14 protein-coding genes are annotated in these 15,644 nt (G+C 66.4%); 6 read left to right on the forward strand and 8 right to left on the reverse strand.

The window, feature by feature from the left end; genetic code table 11:
- Nucleotides 1-89 precede the first annotated feature (89 nt).
- The 3 genes from ABB26_RS13705 to ABB26_RS13715 all read left to right on the forward strand — a co-directional run bounded on the left by ABB26_RS13705 (nt 90) and on the right by ABB26_RS13715 (nt 2,528).
- Nucleotides 90-533, forward strand: coding sequence for a VOC family protein (locus ABB26_RS13705; RefSeq protein WP_057635085.1), 444 nt, complete (start codon nt 90-92; stop codon nt 531-533).
- A 209-nt stretch (nt 534-742) separates the two neighbouring features.
- Complete coding sequence (locus ABB26_RS13710; protein WP_057635248.1) at nt 743-1,570, forward strand: DUF72 domain-containing protein; 828 nt, start codon at nt 743-745, stop codon at nt 1,568-1,570.
- Nucleotides 1,571-1,616: 46 nt separating this feature from the next.
- Nucleotides 1,617-2,528 (forward strand): DMT family transporter, encoded by a 912-nt coding sequence (locus ABB26_RS13715; RefSeq protein ID WP_057635249.1) that lies wholly within the window; start codon nt 1,617-1,619, stop codon nt 2,526-2,528.
- On the opposite strand, the gene ABB26_RS13720 is transcribed toward ABB26_RS13715, so the two are convergent.
- The 5 genes from ABB26_RS13720 to ABB26_RS13740 all read right to left on the reverse strand — a co-directional run bounded on the left by ABB26_RS13720 (nt 2,529) and on the right by ABB26_RS13740 (nt 9,626).
- Nucleotides 2,529-3,689: an AAA family ATPase gene (locus ABB26_RS13720; protein WP_057635087.1), complete on the reverse strand. Its 1,161-nt coding sequence runs from the start codon at nt 3,687-3,689 to the stop codon at nt 2,529-2,531. It lies immediately after the preceding gene.
- Nucleotides 3,690-3,766: 77 nt separating this feature from the next.
- Entirely contained in the window at nt 3,767-4,831 is a 1,065-nt protein-coding gene (locus ABB26_RS13725; RefSeq protein WP_057635089.1) for a GGDEF domain-containing protein, read from the reverse strand.
- A gap of 91 nt (nt 4,832-4,922) precedes the next feature.
- Complete coding sequence (locus tag ABB26_RS13730) at nt 4,923-5,645, reverse strand: pseudouridine synthase (RefSeq protein ID WP_057635091.1); 723 nt, start codon at nt 5,643-5,645, stop codon at nt 4,923-4,925.
- A 48-nt stretch (nt 5,646-5,693) separates the two neighbouring features.
- Nucleotides 5,694-7,370, reverse strand: coding sequence for a sensor domain-containing diguanylate cyclase (locus ABB26_RS13735; protein ID WP_057635093.1), 1,677 nt, complete (start codon nt 7,368-7,370; stop codon nt 5,694-5,696).
- 300 nt (nt 7,371-7,670) lie between these two features.
- Complete coding sequence (locus ABB26_RS13740; protein WP_057635094.1) at nt 7,671-9,626, reverse strand: DEAD/DEAH box helicase; 1,956 nt, start codon at nt 9,624-9,626, stop codon at nt 7,671-7,673.
- A 187-nt stretch (nt 9,627-9,813) separates the two neighbouring features.
- Here ABB26_RS13740 and ABB26_RS13745 point away from each other — a divergent pair, with 187 nt between their 5' ends.
- Nucleotides 9,814-10,026 carry an RNA-binding S4 domain-containing protein gene (locus tag ABB26_RS13745; RefSeq protein WP_057635096.1) on the forward strand — a complete coding sequence of 71 codons (213 nt, stop codon included), beginning with the start codon at nt 9,814-9,816 and terminating at the stop codon, nt 10,024-10,026.
- 175 nt (nt 10,027-10,201) lie between these two features.
- On the opposite strand, the gene ubiM is transcribed toward ABB26_RS13745, so the two are convergent.
- The 3 genes from ubiM to ABB26_RS13760 all read right to left on the reverse strand — a co-directional run bounded on the left by ubiM (nt 10,202) and on the right by ABB26_RS13760 (nt 13,420).
- Nucleotides 10,202-11,437 carry a 5-demethoxyubiquinol-8 5-hydroxylase UbiM gene (ubiM, locus tag ABB26_RS13750; RefSeq protein ID WP_083490851.1) on the reverse strand — a complete coding sequence of 412 codons (1,236 nt, stop codon included), beginning with the start codon at nt 11,435-11,437 and terminating at the stop codon, nt 10,202-10,204.
- A gap of 236 nt (nt 11,438-11,673) precedes the next feature.
- Nucleotides 11,674-12,186 (reverse strand): DUF4019 domain-containing protein, encoded by a 513-nt coding sequence (locus ABB26_RS13755; protein ID WP_425477263.1) that lies wholly within the window; start codon nt 12,184-12,186, stop codon nt 11,674-11,676.
- Nucleotides 12,187-12,286: 100 nt separating this feature from the next.
- Nucleotides 12,287-13,420 carry a COG3904 family protein gene (locus ABB26_RS13760; RefSeq protein ID WP_057635251.1) on the reverse strand — a complete coding sequence of 378 codons (1,134 nt, stop codon included), beginning with the start codon at nt 13,418-13,420 and terminating at the stop codon, nt 12,287-12,289.
- Nucleotides 13,421-13,584: 164 nt separating this feature from the next.
- Here ABB26_RS13760 and ABB26_RS13765 point away from each other — a divergent pair, with 164 nt between their 5' ends.
- Both ABB26_RS13765 and ABB26_RS13770 read left to right on the forward strand, forming a co-directional pair.
- Nucleotides 13,585-15,048, forward strand: coding sequence for a DNA-3-methyladenine glycosylase 2 family protein (locus tag ABB26_RS13765; protein WP_057635099.1), 1,464 nt, complete (start codon nt 13,585-13,587; stop codon nt 15,046-15,048).
- Between the two features lies 1 nt (nt 15,049).
- Nucleotides 15,050-15,556, forward strand: a complete 507-nt coding sequence (locus tag ABB26_RS13770) for a methylated-DNA--[protein]-cysteine S-methyltransferase (protein ID WP_057635101.1) — start codon at nt 15,050-15,052, stop codon at nt 15,554-15,556.
- The last annotated feature ends 88 nt before the right edge of the window (nt 15,557-15,644 follow it).

The raw sequence follows: 15,644 nt of genomic DNA on the forward strand, positions 1-15,644 counted from the left end.
CCATGCCGCCCATGCCAGGGCCAGCCTTCTCGCGATGGTAACGCGGCCGCGCCCACCCTCGCCTCCTGCGCACTTGCCGGAGCACCGCCATGGACCTCGCCGCACACACCACCGCCACCATCATTCCCTGCCTGCGCTACCGCAACGCCCCGGCCGCCATTGACTGGCTGTGCAAGGCGTTCGGCTTCCAGCGGCATGCGGTGTACCAGCAAGGGGATGTCGTCCAGCATGCGCAGCTGGTGTTCGGCAGCGGCATGGTGATGCTCAGCTCGGTCACGCCGGGCGAATGGGGCAACAACATGATCCAGCCCGACGAAGTCGGGGGACAGGAAACGCAGAGCGCCTGCGTGATCGTGAGCGACGCCGATGCCCACTACGCACAGGCCAAGGCGGCCGGCGCGGAGATCCTGATGGACATCGCAGATCAGCACTATGGCGGCCGAGGCTATGCCTGCCGCGATGTCGAAGGCCATCTGTGGTGGTTTGGCACCTACGACCCGTGGAAGGAGCCGGCTTCCACGGAAACGGCGTAGGCCACGCGGCACACCGCGGCATGACCGGAAGGGCGCAACAGCGCCCCTCCGGCGTGCGCTTCAGGGCCCGGGTTACGTGCCATCCACCGAATGAGGAAACAGCGCGCGGCGCACGCGATTTCACGACGGAGACTGCTCCCATGGAAGCGCGACACGGGTACATTGCCAGCATCGCGGCCAAGCCCGCTCCCAACCCTGCAGGCCTTGCCTTGAACGATCTGTTCGCCCCCCTCCCCGGCAAGTCCGGCATCCATGCCGGCATCGGCGGCTGGGTCTATGCGCCGTGGCGCGGCGGCATGTTCTATCCCACAGGGCTGGTGCAACGCCGCGAGCTTGAATTCGCCAGCCGCCAGTTGACCAGCATCGAGATCAACGGAACCTACTACGGCACGCAGAAGCCTGCGGTGTATGCCGGCTGGCGTGAGGCGACGCCGGAGGGCTTCGTGTTTTCGGCCAAGGCACCCAAGCGCATCGTCACGGCGCGCAGACTCGCCGGCACCGGCGCGCAGATCGACGACTTCATCGACGGCATCAGCCACCTGGGCGACCGGCTCGGCCCGCTGGTATGGCAGTTCGCGGCCGGACGCACGCTGGACCGCGACGATGTCGCTGCGTTCCTGGCCTTGCTGCCGACGCAGGTGAACGGCCGCCGCCAACGGCATGCGCTGGAAATCCGCGACCCGGCCTTCCTCGACGCCCAGACCGTGGCCCTCGCGCGCCAACACAATGTAGCGCTGGTCTACACCGATTCACCCGAGCATCCCAATGCAGCCGACCTGTGCAGCGACTTCGTCTACGCACGGTTGATGCGCAGCCGCGACGAATACCCTACCGGTTATCCGCTACCCGAGCTGGCGCAATGGAACCAGCGCGCGCACGCCTGGCGCAATGGGCAGGATCCGCAGGACCTGCCGCATGTCGCCCCGCCTGCCGCCGCAGAAACACCGCGCGAGGTGTTCATCTATTTCATCAGCGCCGCCAAGCACCGCAACCCCGCCGCTGCCACTGAATTGCTGCGCCTTTGGGACCAAAGCTGAAGCACCGCGCGCGGCGATGAACAGGCACTTCGGCGACAATTCCCGCATGTCGAACCCTGATACGCGCAAAGCGCTGCTGCAAATTCATTTCTGTGTCCTGCTGTGGGGCATCACCGCCATCCTCGGCAAGCTCATCACTCTGCCCGCACTGCCGCTGGTGTGGTGGCGCATGCTGCTGGTGGTAGTGATGCTGGCGCTGTTGCCGCGCGTCTGGCGCGGGCTTTCCGCGCTTACGCCACGGCTGGCGCTGGGCTATGCCGGCGTCGGCGCGCTGGTCGCGCTGCACTGGCTGACGTTCTACGGCTCGGTGAAGCTGGCCAATGCCTCGGTCGCGGCGACCTGCATCGCGTTGGCACCGGTATTCACCTCGGTCATCGAGCCGTGGATCGCGCGTCGACCGTTCCAGATGAAGGAACTGGCATTGGCCATCGTGGTATTGCCGGGCGTGGCCCTGGTGGTCGGCGGCGTGCCCGACGGCATGCGTCTGGGCGTTGCGGTGGGCGCAGCGTCGGCATTGCTGGTTGCCCTGTTCGGCTCGTTCAACAAGCGTCTGGTCAGCCATGCCGACCCACTGACCGTCACCGCGCTGGAGCTGGGCGCCGGTACGCTCACCCTGACGTTGCTGGCGCCGGTCTTGCCGCTGTTGCTGCCTGCCCTGGCCAGCAACCTGTGGGTACTGCCCAACCTGCATGACGGGATCCTGCTGCTGGTGCTGTCCGGTCTGTGCACGCTGCTGCCGTTCGCCCTGGCGCTGGTCGCCCTGCGTCACCTCAGCGCCTATACCGTGCAGTTGGTGACCAACCTGGAGCCGGTCTATGCCATCGTCCTGGCCGCAGTGTTCCTGAGCGAACAGCACGAGCTGACGCCACAGTTCTACCTGGGCGTGGCCATCATCCTCGGCGGTGTGTTCCTGCACCCGCTGCTCAACCGTCGCCGCCCCGCAGTCGTGGCCGACTGATCAGCGCTGGGGCCAGTACCACGCAGGCGCATCGAGATTGCCCATGCCCAACACCCGGGTCTGGCTGAACTCCTTGTGCAGCCGGATCGCGTTGCAGGCAGGGTCCTCCTGCAACGCGGCGATCAGCCGCGACGCATGCGACACCACCCACAGCTGGCTGCGCGCGGACGCCTTGATGATCAGCCGCGCCAATGCCGGCAGCAGGTCCGGATGCAGGCTGGTTTCCGGTTCGTTGAGCACCATCAGCGGCGGCGGGCGTGGCGTGTACAGGGCCGCGATCAGCAGCAGGTAGCGCAGGGTGCCATCGGACAGCTCACTGGCCGCCAGCGGGCGCAACAGGCCCGGCTGCTGGAACTTCAACGACAATCGGCCGTCCCAGCCTTCGATCAACACCCGCGCGCCGGGAAACGCGTCGTCCAGCGAGCCCTGCAGCCCCGCCTCATCGCCGATCTCGATGATGGTCTGCCAGGCGGCAGCCAGGTCATGGCCGTCATCGCTGAGCACCGGCGTACGAATGGCCATGCACGGCTGCCGCGCTGGCGCCGCAGCGTCCGAGCGGAAGTGATCATGGAACCGCCAGCGCCGGATGTATTCGCGCAGCGCCAGTACCTCGGGCATGCGCTGCGGGTCGGCCAACTGTCCGAACACACTGTCGAACGATGACAGGTGCTCTTCCACCACCTCCCAGCCACGCCCGGCACGTCGTCGCACCACGCTGCCACGGCGCTCGACCAGTACATTGCCGGCGCGCAGAAACGGGCCCGCCCACAGGCTTTCGCACTTGATCTGAGGATCGCGGTCGAACATCGACGCGCTGGCCACCGGCAGTCCCAGATCAATCGCATAGCCGAAATCCTCGGCGGAAAATCCCAGCCGCAGTGATACCGGTTCACTGCGCGCAGTGCCCTGCACCGGCACCTCGCCCATGACCATACGCCGGCTGATCCGCTCCGGCCCCGCCCACAACGCAGACGCCAGTCCGCCCTCGCCGGCCAAAGCACTGGCCACCCCATTGCGTGCGGTCTGCGCCAACAGACGCAACGCGCGGTAGAGATTGGATTTGCCGCTGCCGTTGTCGCCGGTGACCAGATTCAAGCGGGTCATCGGCACCACCAGTTCATGCAACGAGCGATAGTTGGCAACCGCCAGGGTCTGCAGCATCGGAGTTTCTCGACACACCGGGAATCACCGCAGCGTAGTGGCCCGGGGTCGCAGCAACCGAGATCGCGTGGCCGGCCTCAGTCGGCCACCACCACCCGGTCGCGGCCCTGGTGTTTGGCCTGGTACAGCGCGGCATCGGCGCGCCGCAGCGTGTCCTGTGCCGTCTCACCCGGGCGGTGCGCGGCCAGACCAATGCTCAGCGTGATCGGCAGGCCGACCGGCAGCAGGCTCACCGATTCGCGCAGGTACTGGCACTGCAGCTCGGCCTGCTGCATCGGGGTTTCCGGCATCAGGATCACGAACTCCTCGCCGCCATAGCGCGCGGCCATGCCACGCCCGGCGAACTGGGAACGCAGGGTGCCGGCCAGTTCGGTGAGCACCCTGTCACCCTCGTCATGCCCATGGATGTCGTTGACCATCTTGAAGTGGTCGATATCGACGATGGCCACTGCAGGGGTAACCGCCATGCCGCGCTCGATCGCTTCGGACAACGCCGCCGCCAGCGCGCGGCGGTTCGGCAACCCTGTCAGCGGGTCGGTGCGGGTCTGTTCGGACAGCTCCATGTTGAGCTGCTCAAGCTGTTGGTAGTACTGGGCCAGGTGCGCCTCGTACCAATCATGCTCGGCCCGGTGGTGGTCGATCTGCTGCCGCAGCACCCGCATCTCCAGCAGCTTGCCGACCTGTCGCGACAAGGCCTGCAGGGCTTCGGCCTGCTGCCCGCCAAGCACCCCGGGGATCGAGTCGAACACGCACAGCGAGCCCAGCGCATAGCCGTCGCTGCTCAGCAGCGGCGCGCCCGCATAGAAACGGATGTGGGGCTCCCCCAGCACCGAGGGATTACCGGAAAAGCGCGCGTCCTGGAGCGCGTCCTCCACCACCGTCAACTGCAGCGGCTGCAGGATCGTGTGCGCGCAGAACGCTTCCTCGCGCGGTGTCTGGATGCCTTCCAGGCCCTGCAGTGCCTTGAACCATTGCCGGTCATGATCAATCAGCGTCACCGCGCCCATCCGGGTGCCGCACAGGGCGCGGGCAATGGTCACCAGATCATCAAACCCCTGCTCGCGGTCGGTGTCGAGGATGCGATAACGCTGCAGGGCAGCCAAGCGCTCGGCTTCATTGACGGGCATCGAGGGTTTGATCATGCGCAGCTCCCGGCTCTGGTGAAGGGGGCACCTTCTGAACGCGGAAAAGTCTAGCCGCACCGCGTGCAAGGCGCGGTGAGGCGGTCACACTTCACCACTCGCGCTGTTGCGGCAGCAGGCCGCGCAGCTCCTGCTCGGAGAGGTTGCGCCACTGGCCGGGCTTGAGTGCGCCGATCTTGACGTTGTCGATGCGCACGCGGCGCAACTGGGTGACGCGGAAACCGAACTCGCTCGCCATCATGCGGATCTGCCGGTTCAAGCCCTGCTCCAGGATGATGCGGAAGCCGAACTTGGCGATGCGCGAGGTACGGCACGGCAGGGTCATCTGGTTGTGGATGCGCACGCCACGGGCCATGCCACGCAGGAATTCATCGGTGACCGGCTTGTTCACCGCGACCAGATATTCCTTCTGGTGGCCGTTTTCGGCGCGCAGGATCTGGTTGACGATGTCGCCATTGCTGGTCATCAGGATCAACCCTTCCGATTCCTTGTCCAGGCGGCCGATCGGGAAGATGCGCTGCTCATGGCCGACGAAGTCGACGATGTTGCCCTTGACCGCGCTTTCGGTGGTGCAGGTGACGCCCACCGGCTTGTTCAGAACGATGTAGACGTGCTTGCGGCCGGTGCTTTTCTGGACCGCGCGCGCGCGCAGCGGCTGGCCATCCACACGGACTTCATCCCCCTCGCCCACCACCGCACCGGTGCCGGCAGCGATGCCGTTGACGGTGACGCGGCGTTCGCCGATCAACCGATCGGCCTCGCGGCGGGAACAGAAGCCGGTTTCGGCAATGTGCTTGTTGAGTCGAATTGTCATCGGCGGATTATCCGCCATCGCCACCGGCCCGAACAGCGCGCGGCGTGTTCAGTCGGCCAGTGGCGTGTCGCGCGCATCCACCACGCGGTTGCGGCCACTGCGCTTTGCCCGGTACATGGCATTGTCGGCACGGCGCAGCAGCGCGGCAACGTCGTTGTCGTCTGGGCGCAGTTCGGCAAGGCCGATGCTGGATGTGACCACCAGGCCATCGTGGTCCAGCCCGGCCGCCTGCAGGCTCACCCGCTCACGCAGCTGCTCCAGTCGCGGCAGGGCGACATCGGCGCTGCTGCCGGGCAGCAGGATCAGGAACTCCTCACCGCCCATGCGGATCACGTCACTGCGGTTGCGCACGCCCGATTCCAGCGTGCGGGCCACCGAGACCAGCACCTGGTCGCCCACATCGTGCCCGTAGCGGTCGTTGATCTGCTTGAACAGGTCGATATCCAGGAAGCCGATCGACAGGGGCTGCCCGTTCAAGCGCGTTTCCAGCAGGTACTGCTCCAGCTGGCGTAGCCCGGCTCGTCGATTGGGCAGCCCGGTCAACATGTCGGTATCGGCCAGCTGGCGCATCTCATCGCGCTGTTGGCGCATGTGGCCAAGGCTGCGGTTGAGCGAATAGGCCGACATCATCAGGAACCAGGTCACCACCAGCTGCGCCGCTTCGACGCGGTATTCGACCAGCAACCGGTTCCCTGAAACGTCGGCCAGCATCAACATCAGCAACGGCACCACGGCGACGATTCCGTCCACCACATGGTAGTGACCACGTCGCAGCGACACGAAGCCGACGCCCAATGCGATCACGCAGGCCGCGGCGAACACACCGTCCAGTGCAACCGCCGTCACCGCCAGCATGTGGTGGGACATGAACGGCGTCAGCAGCGCCACCAGTCCCAGTGCGGCGGTCATCCAGAGCATTGCGCGGCGCGAATTGCGCACCGCTCGACGACCGCCACACAGACGCCACAGCATCCAGATCATCACTCCGTAGCTCAGCGCGGAGATGGCCACCATCCACACCGGGGCAGCGCGCCCCACCGGCAGCCATGGCTCCGGGTACCCGCTGAGCCCACTGAGTATCGACTGCCAGACCACCAGCAATACGCAAACCAAGGCATAGGTCAGAAAATCCCGGCCGCGGGTGGTGAAGTACCCCATCAGCGCCGACAACGCCAGCGCCAACGCGATGGCGATGCAAGCCGTACGAATCAGCAGGCGGGCGGTATCGCTCTGCTGCACCGGACTGGGCGCGCCCAACCGCACGGTGGGAATCCAGCGCGATTTGAGCGGCGGCTCCCACGCCACCAGGATCGGATCGGTATTGCCCGCTTTGGGCACCATCACCATGCCGATGCCGGCACGGAACCGCGAATCACGGGTGCGCGCATCCTGCATGTGCCCACACACCTGGCGTTCGCCGTGGGAAATCATCACCTCACCGGCAAACACATTGAACACATCCAGGGCCTGCGGTGCTCCGGGCCAGCCGCCCACCGGCGGCTGCACCTGGATGACATGGGTCAGCCGCGCCAGGATCTCGGGGGTACAGACACGCACCGGCGCCTGTTGGTCGGTCGCCTCGCCCAACAACAGGAAATCACGATCAACCTGCAGCGCCTGCGCCATGCCGGCCACCGGCCACAGCAACACCAGAAGCAGTATCAACAGCCGCACCGCCCAGGCGCGACTGCTGCGCCCTCCTTTTGCCCCCCCGCCGTCCGCCATGACTTCCCTTCTGCGTCCCCCGACGCAATCGGGCGGATTATCGCAACAACACGGTGATGGCGATATGTGAAGACGCGAGGTGTGTTCAGCATGCCCCGGCATCGGACGGGCCTCTCACACGTCGTCCGCCGCCCGTCGATCGCCGCCAAGCTGCGCCGTGCCGGCACCGGACAGTGTGCGGCACTCCCCACCACCCGCAGGGAAGCCTCCTGAACACCGCGCGGAACAAAAAAGCGAGAGACAAAAAAAGACAACCCCGCGGATGCGGGGTTGTCCTGGTCAGCCGGGTTGTCGCCAGGCTTAGAAGTTGCGCGGACCGCGCGGCTTGAAGCCGTCACGACGCGGATGCGCTGCCGGCGCACCCGGACGCAGACCCGGGCGACCGCCCGGCTTCTTGTCGAAACGCGGCTTGGACGGCGGCGCGGAACCTGCGTCCTCACCCTCTTCCAGACGGCGCATCTGCAACTGCTGGCCGGACACCCACACCTTCTTCAGGTGCTGCAGGACGTCGCTGGGCATGTCCGCCGGCAGGTCCAGCACCGAGTGGCCATCATGGATATCGATGCGACCGATGTAGCGGCTTTCCAGGCCTGCCTCGTTGGCGATGGCGCCGACGATGTTGGCCGGCTTCACGCCGTGGGTGTGGCCCACTTCGATGCGGTAGGTCTCCATGCCCGATTCCGGCGCGCTGCGCGGTGCCATTTCGCGACGCGGACGCTCGTTGAACTCGCCTTCGGCACGCGGCGGGCGCGGTGCGCGCTCGCCACCGGCGTCATGACGCGGGCCACGCTCAAAACGCGGCTCGAAGCGTGCGGGACGTTCACCGCGCTCGCCACGGTCATCACGACCACGCGAGAAACCACCGTCACGGTCACCGCGCTGCTGACGCTCCGGGCGATCGTTGTGCGAGGGCTGGCGCTCACGCACCTGCGGGCTCAGCAGGAACGGGGCATCGCCCTGCAGCAGCTTGGCCAGCGCAGCGGCGACTTCGACCGCCGGCACGTTGTTTTCGTTCTCGAAACGCTGCACCAGGTCGCGATAGAAATCGGTATCGCCACTGGCCAGCGTCTGGCTGATGCGCTCCATGAACTTGGACACGCGGGTGTCGTTGACCGCATCCACGCTCGGCAGCTGCATTTCCTCGATCGGCTGGCGGGTCGCGCGCTCGATCTGGCGCAGCATGCCCTTCTCGCGCGGGGTCGCAAACAGGATCGCATCACCGCTGCGGCCAGCACGGCCGGTACGGCCGATACGGTGCACATAGCTTTCGGTGTCGTACGGGATGTCGTAATTCAGCACATGGCTGATGCGCTCCACGTCCAGGCCACGGGCAGCCACGTCGGTGGCGACGAGGATGTCGAGCTTGCCTTCCTTCAGCTGGGCGATGGTGCGCTCGCGCTGGGCCTGCTGCATGTCGCCATTGATGGCGGCGGCGGCCAGGCCACGGGCCTGCAGCTTGCCGGCCAGTTCTTCAGTGGCAGCCTTGGTCCGCGCGAACACGATCATCGCGTCGAACGGCTCCACTTCCAGGATGCGGGTCAGCGCATCGAGCTTGTGCATGCCACTGACCCACCAGTAGCGCTGGCGGATGTTGGCCGAGGTGGTGGTCTTGGAGGCGATGGTCACTTCCACCGGGTCACGCAGGTAGGTCTGCGCGATGCGGCGGATCTGCTGCGGCATGGTGGCCGAGAACAGCGCGACCTGACGGCTTTCCGGCAGCTTCTTGAGCACGGCTTCGACGTCGTCGATGAAGCCCATGCGCAGCATTTCGTCGGCTTCGTCCAGGACCAGCGTCTTCAGCTCGGACAGGTCCAGGGTGCCGCGATTGAGGTGATCGATCACGCGACCCGGGGTACCGACCACGACGTGCACGCCGCGGCGCAGGGCCGACAGCTGCTGGCCGTAGGGCTGGCCGCCGTATACCGGCAGCACGCGGAAGTTGGGCATGGCCACCGAGTAGCTCTGGAACGCTTCAGCCACCTGGATGGCCAGCTCACGGGTGGGGGCCAGCACCAGCACCTGCGGCTTGGTGGCGGAAAGGTCGATGTTGGACAGCACCGGCAGCGCGAAGGCACCGGTCTTGCCGGTACCGGTCTGCGCCTGGCCGAGCACGTCGCGACCTTGCAGCATGGCGGGAATGGTGGCGGCCTGGATGGGCGACGGCGACTCGTAGCCAACAGCGGCTACGGCTTTCATCACAGGCTCTGAGAGGCCGAGATCTGCAAACAGCAGCGGCGCGGGGGATTCTTGGGTCATGGGAACTCCGGGGGCACCGCCGCGAACGGGCGGGCGAAAAGACGCATATTGTGCGCCCTGAAACCCCTTGCTGTCGCGTGGGGGCCGAATGTCCGTTCAGCTGGCGCCCACGCCCCAGCCGCTGGGACGCCCCGATGGGCGGACCATTGGCGCACAATAGCGCCCGATTTTCTCCCTGTGAAGACCCATGCAGCGCATCGATTTCGAGCTTGACCGTGAATACGTGGAACTGAAGCAGCTGCTCAAGCTGACCGACCTGGTCTCCAGCGGCGGCGAAGCCAAGATGATCATTGGCGAAGGCCAGGTGACCGTCGATGGCGAGGTCGAACTGCGCAAAGCCTGCAAAATCCGCACCGGCCAACGGGTTGTGCTGGGCGAAGTCGAGATCCACGTGGTGTGACCGGCGGGCAATGGGGAGCCGGAAATGAAGGATCCCGCCGCCGTTGTACGCGTGCGGCCCGGCCTACGCCCTGCCCACGCGAACGACACTGTATCCAGCCATCCTCCATTTACGGCATCGAGCAGGGAATGAAAGATCCACCGCCTGCCCGCCCGTGCAGCGCGCGATCCATTCCCTAGCCCTGCAATCGGCTCCGCACCCAGCTTTCCACCATTCCCGGTTCCCGGTTGCCCGCCCCCTGCCGTTGCGTCAAATGGCCGGCAATCAGTTTTCTGAACGGCACGACCCCGTGCGCGGCCCGCAATGCGGCTCCGCGCAGCAGCCGGGCCGGCAGGCGGCAGTCGTTGTACAACGCGGCGATGGCATTGGTGGCCTCGTACAACGGCCGCGTCGCCAGCCGGTGGCCGCGCTCGTAGCGGGCCAGCGGCGCCGCCGCACCGATATCACTGCCCTGCCCTGCGGCCTCGTTGATCAACTGCGCCAGTCGCTGTTGGCTTTGCAGGCCGAAGTTGAAGCCGTGCGCGGTGACCGGATGCATGCCCACCGCCGCATCCCCCACCAGCGCGTAACGAGGGCCGACGAAGTGATGCGCATACACGCCGACCAGCGGATAGACATGACGGGTCCCGAGCGGCTGCATGTCGCCCAACCTGCGCTCGAAGAAACCGGTGACGGTACGGCCGAACGTGGCCTCATCCATCGCCGCCAGCTCCTGGATCTGCTGCGGCGGCAGGGTGATCACCGCCGACGCCTGGTTGCGCGGCAGCGGCAGCATGGCCAGGGTGCGGCCATAGCCGAACCACTCCCAGGCTTCATTGCGATGCGGACGTTCGCACTGCAGGCGGCACACCATCATCGACTTGCCGAAATCACGCATCTGCGCGCCGATGCCCATCATCCGTCGCGTTGCGGAGAAGCGGCTGTCGGCGGCCACCACCAACCGCGCCATCAGACGACGGCCGTCGGACAGGGTGACGGTGTTGTCCGTGCTGCCGGTTTCAATGGCGGTGACCGAGGTGCCATCCAGCACTTCCAGGCCGGCCTGACCCTGCACCGACTCCCACGCGGCACGCCGGATCAGATGGTTGGGCACCAGCCAGCCAAGCTGGTCCACGTTCTCGCGCTCGGCGGCAAAGCCCAGCGCGAACGGCGATGTGCCGTTCATGACCCGGGCACTGCGCAGCGGTGAGATTTCCGCCGGATCAATGCGCTGCCACAGCCCCATGGCCTGCATGAGCTGGTGCGAGGCATGGGTGAGTGCGATCTCACGGCCGTCAAAGGCCGGCTCCGCCAACGCAGCGGCCGATTGCGGCTCGACCACGACCACCGACAAGCCACTGCCCGCCAGGCTGCGGGTCAGGCTCAATCCGGCCGGGCCGGCCCCCACCACCAGTACATCCACCTTGCGCATTTCAGACTCCGCCATGGCATTGGCGCCCAGCCTAAACAGGCGGGTGTAAGGAAACATTGATCTGGATCAGGTACAGCGCAGAAGGAAGCCAGTGAGCAGGCGCGAGGAATGAGCAGCGGCATCAGCCGGCCTCCCGCTTCTACGGCCGGGGCAAGCGCCGCCACGGCGATGCTCACCCTACGAAAACGAAACGGGCACCTTGCCGGTGCCCGCTCCCGAACCGGTGGCGCCTGCGATCAGTTGTTTGCGGCGCGGAGGCTGTAACCGGAGGCGCGCCAGACTTTGTCTTCGTCCAGGCGGAATGACACCAGTTCGCGTACCGGCTGCGCATTGTTGGCAAACCGCGTGGGGAAGCTGACGTTGACGTAGATGCCTTCAGGCACCGCCGCGCCGGCCGGGTATTGCACCCGGGTGATCGAGGGCTTGCCCCGTGAAACCAACGTACCCAAACGGTTGCGATCCGCGCTGACGTTGCTGGCGAACTGATCGCGTGTCACCGCCTTGCGGGCCACCGCCGATGCGCCGTCCCAGACCTGCGCGGCCTGGTTGGAATCGACCAGCTGCGCCACCCGCTGCGCAGCAAGCCCCATTTCCTCATCCTGCCGGGCCAACTGCGCCTGCTGGGCCGCACTCAGGACCGGACCCGGACGCGCGGAGGCCGCTGCGGCAGGAGCAGGAGCCGCCTGAGCCGGTGTTGTCGGTGTCTGCGCCATCAGCGCTCCGACTGGCAGGCAAAAGGACAGGACCATCAGCACACAACTGGGACGCATAGCTCTCTCCACGACGCTGTCAGTTGAACGGAAGCGCCATCCAATCACGAAATCGTGCCCTTCACACAAACAGCGAGGTTCAGTTCCGCTGCGGGGGGACAGCCAGCTGCGCGGCGGCCGGTGCCGAGGTGGCCGATTCCGCTGAGGGTATCGCCACCGGCTCGGGTACCAGCAAGGCCGTGCCGATCTCCGACAACGGGCTTTCGTCCGGGCACACGTCGTCCGGGAATCCGAAGCGTTCCTTCAGGGTCTGGCCGCAACTGTTGACCGTCTCCAGGTCGACCCCTTCCACCTTGCATTCGCGATCGAAGGCAACCAGGAACGCATCCTTGCGACGCACGAAATCGTCACCGCATTTGCGCATCTGCTTGATCCGCTCCAGATCGTCCTGCACGGCATTGGTGCCGTCCAGGCCGAACTGCTTGAGCTCATCATTGGTCAGCAGGCGCAGGCTGCGGTTGGGTACGGTCATCATCAGATCGGCCACCCCCACCGCCACGCCATTGCGCTGCAGATAATCCTTCACGTTGTCGTAGACCTCGTGCAGCTCCTTGTTCAATTCCGCACGCGACGAGGCGGTGGAGCTGATGCGCATCATCCTGTGGATGCCCACCTTGCCGGAGATCAGCCGGTTGTCGCCGGCGGCCAGCACGAACACGCAGGCGCTGTGACAGATGGAGCCTTCGCGCACCCAGATGGTCCAACCCGATGCACCGATGTTGTCGCCGGCGACGATGGCGGCTTCCACCTGGCCGCCACTGGAATCCAGGTCAAGGATGCGACGGCTGATCTTCATCGCGTCCGCCACCACCGCCAGCCGCGACACCAGCGCCGTGAAGGACGGGTTGATCTTGCCGGCGTAGCGCACGCGTACCAGTCCACGTTCCTGACAGGGTGCCAGGGCCGCATCCACCGACGCGCGGTCCAATGCCTCCAGCGCGATGCCATCGCCGGCCTCGCCTGCGTAATCGGTATCGCAGCTGACCCAGGCCTTGCCGTTCTCCAGTGCGACCTCAGGCCATTCGCGGCCCTTGCTCGGCAACACCGGCGCGACCGGCGCGGGCGCATCCGCCGCATTGATCGAGACCATATGGTCACCATCGGCGGCCAATGCCGCGGCAGCATCCGCCACCGGCTTGGCCACCGGTTCCTGACGATTGCAGGCCACCAGCCCGAGACACAACAACGACAACCAGCAGAATCTGGGCAACATGGCGCGCAAGAGCTTCCCTACTACGGCGCAACGGGCGCCGGAAAGCACACAGTCTAGTGCGGCTGGCCGTTCCCGCTGCAATCCTCGCTAAACAACGGATCGTCATGAGCATTGATGTCCGGAATTGACCAGTGCAGCGCGCGCAACGGGCCTAGACTGGCCGCATGCACACACCGTCCATGCCCACCCACGATCAATGCGAACAGGCCCGACTGGCCCGCGATGCGCGGTTTGACGGGCTGTTCTTCACCGCCGTGCGCTCCACCGGCATCTATTGCCGGCCGGTGTGCCCGGCGCCGCCGCCGCGCCCGCGCAATGTCAGTTACTACCCGAGCGCCGCCGCTGCCACCGCCGCAGGCTACCGGCCCTGCCTGCGTTGCCGGCCGGAACTGTCGCCCGACGACGCCAGCCTGCTGCAGGACCACACCCTGCACCGCGCCCTGACCCTGCTCAACGAGGGCATCCTGCAGGACCAATCGGCCGCGGCACTGGCAACGGCGATGGGCCTGAGCGCACGCCAGCTGCAACGCCTGTTCGTCGCCCGTCTCGGCGCCACCCCGGCACAGCTGCATTCCACGCGGCGCCTGCTGCTGGCCAAGCAATTGCTGACCGAAACCGCCTTGCCGGTCACCCAGATCGCCCTGGCAGCTGGCTTCAACAGCCTGCGTCGCTTCAACAGCGCCTTCCTGGAAGGCTGCGGCATGCCGCCCAGTGCGCTGCGCTGCCAACGGGGCGTGGTCAACGGCGGCGAGCCGACCCTGCGCCTGGCTTATCGGCCGCCACTGGATTTCAGCGCGATGCTGGCGTTCCTGCGCAAACGCTCACTGCCGGGCATCGAATGCATCACTGAAGACAGCTACCAGCGGGTGATCGTGGCCAACGGCAGCGCCAGCCTGATCCGCGTCACCGCCGACCCGAAGCGCCCGGAGCTGCGCCTGCAACTGGGCACCACCGATCCACGTGCCATTCCCGCGATCGTCGCGCGCGTGCGCAGGGTGTTCGATCTCGATGCCGACCTGACCACCGTGCATGCCAGTCTCATGCACGAGCCATTGCTCGCGCGCGGCATCGCCCAGCGCCCCGGCCTGCGCATTCCCGGCGGCTGGGACGGCTTTGAAGTGGCCGCACGTGCGGTGCTCGGCCAGCAGGTCAGCGTGGCGGCGGCCACCACCTTGGCGCGACGGCTGGTGGATCGCTTTGGCGACCACTTGCCCGGCATGCCGGAAGGCCTGGACCGCCAGTTCCCGGCGGCGGCCACGCTGATGGAGGCACCGCTGGAATCCATTGGCCTGCCCCGCACCCGCGCGGCCACTCTGCGCGCGGTGGCACGTGCCTGCGCCGAGGGTCGCCTGGATTTCAGCCGTGCGCAGACGCTGGAGCATTTCGTCCAACACGCCACGGCCCTGCCCGGCATCGGCCCGTGGACCGCGCACTACATGGCACTGCGGGCGATGGGCATGCCCGACGCATTCCCCGCCGGCGACCTGGTGCTGCAACAGGTGCTGGGCGAAGGCCAGCGTCTGAGTGAACGTGCCACCGAGGCACGCTCTCAGGCCTGGCGCCCGTGGCGTGCCTACGCGGTGTTGCACCTGTGGCATTTGTCTGCCGAACCGACCAAGGAGTCCTGACATGACCCTCTATTACGACCGTTTCGATACCCCCATCGGTCCGCTCACGGTTGCCGTCGATGAGAACGGCGTACGCCACATCCTGTTCGCCGAGAACCGTCATGACGCCAAGGGGCGCGAGCAATGGCAGCGCGACCCGGAGGCCGTGGCCGAGCCGCGTCGACAACTGCTGGAATACCTGCAGGGCAAGCGTCGTCAGTTCGACCTGATCCTTGCGCCGGCAGGCACCGATTTCCAACTGGATGTGTGGCAGATGCTGGCGCAGATCCCGTTCGGCGCCACCTGGAGCTACCGGGAACTGGCCGAACGCATTGGCAAACCCACCGCCACCCGCGCCGTTGGAGCCGCCAATGGCCGCAATCCGCTGCCCATCGTGCTCCCGTGTCACCGGGTGATCGGCAACAACGGCGCGCTTACCGGCTTCGGCGGCGGCTTGCCAACCAAAGCTGCGCTGCTGCGACTGGAAGGCGTTGGCGTCGAAGCCCCGCTGGCGGATCTTTTTTCCTGAGTTGTTCGCCTGAAGCGAGTGACCAGCAGTCCCGGGACAGCAGGAGTAGGCGCAGAAGCGCCAAAGCGTCACGCGCCCGATTTATCAT

Origin of the sequence: Stenotrophomonas humi, from assembly GCF_001431415.1 — a bacterium.
Taxonomy (GTDB): domain Bacteria; phylum Pseudomonadota; class Gammaproteobacteria; order Xanthomonadales; family Xanthomonadaceae; genus Stenotrophomonas; species Stenotrophomonas humi.

Excerpts from the sequence above, each read along its gene's own strand:
- ABB26_RS13755 (WP_425477263.1), bottom strand. The coding sequence starts at position 12,186 with ATGGTCCTGTCCTTTTGCCTGCCAGTCGGAGCGCTGATGGCGCAGACA.
- ABB26_RS13765 (WP_057635099.1), top strand. The coding sequence starts at position 13,585 with ATGCACACACCGTCCATGCCCACCCACGATCAATGCGAACAGGCCCGA.
- ubiM (WP_083490851.1), bottom strand. The coding sequence starts at position 11,437 with ATGCGCAAGGTGGATGTACTGGTGGTGGGGGCCGGCCCGGCCGGATTG.
- ABB26_RS13725 (WP_057635089.1), bottom strand. The coding sequence starts at position 4,831 with ATGATCAAACCCTCGATGCCCGTCAATGAAGCCGAGCGCTTGGCTGCC.
- ABB26_RS13715 (WP_057635249.1), top strand. The coding sequence starts at position 1,617 with ATGTCGAACCCTGATACGCGCAAAGCGCTGCTGCAAATTCATTTCTGT.
- ABB26_RS13730 (WP_057635091.1), bottom strand. The coding sequence starts at position 5,645 with ATGACAATTCGACTCAACAAGCACATTGCCGAAACCGGCTTCTGTTCC.
- ABB26_RS13735 (WP_057635093.1), bottom strand. The coding sequence starts at position 7,370 with ATGGCGGACGGCGGGGGGGCAAAAGGAGGGCGCAGCAGTCGCGCCTGG.
- ABB26_RS13745 (WP_057635096.1), top strand. The coding sequence starts at position 9,814 with ATGCAGCGCATCGATTTCGAGCTTGACCGTGAATACGTGGAACTGAAG.
- ABB26_RS13760 (WP_057635251.1), bottom strand. The coding sequence starts at position 13,420 with ATGTTGCCCAGATTCTGCTGGTTGTCGTTGTTGTGTCTCGGGCTGGTG.
- ABB26_RS13740 (WP_057635094.1), bottom strand. The coding sequence starts at position 9,626 with ATGACCCAAGAATCCCCCGCGCCGCTGCTGTTTGCAGATCTCGGCCTC.
- ABB26_RS13705 (WP_057635085.1), top strand. The coding sequence starts at position 90 with ATGGACCTCGCCGCACACACCACCGCCACCATCATTCCCTGCCTGCGC.
- ABB26_RS13720 (WP_057635087.1), bottom strand. The coding sequence starts at position 3,689 with ATGCTGCAGACCCTGGCGGTTGCCAACTATCGCTCGTTGCATGAACTG.
- ABB26_RS13770 (WP_057635101.1), top strand. The coding sequence starts at position 15,050 with ATGACCCTCTATTACGACCGTTTCGATACCCCCATCGGTCCGCTCACG.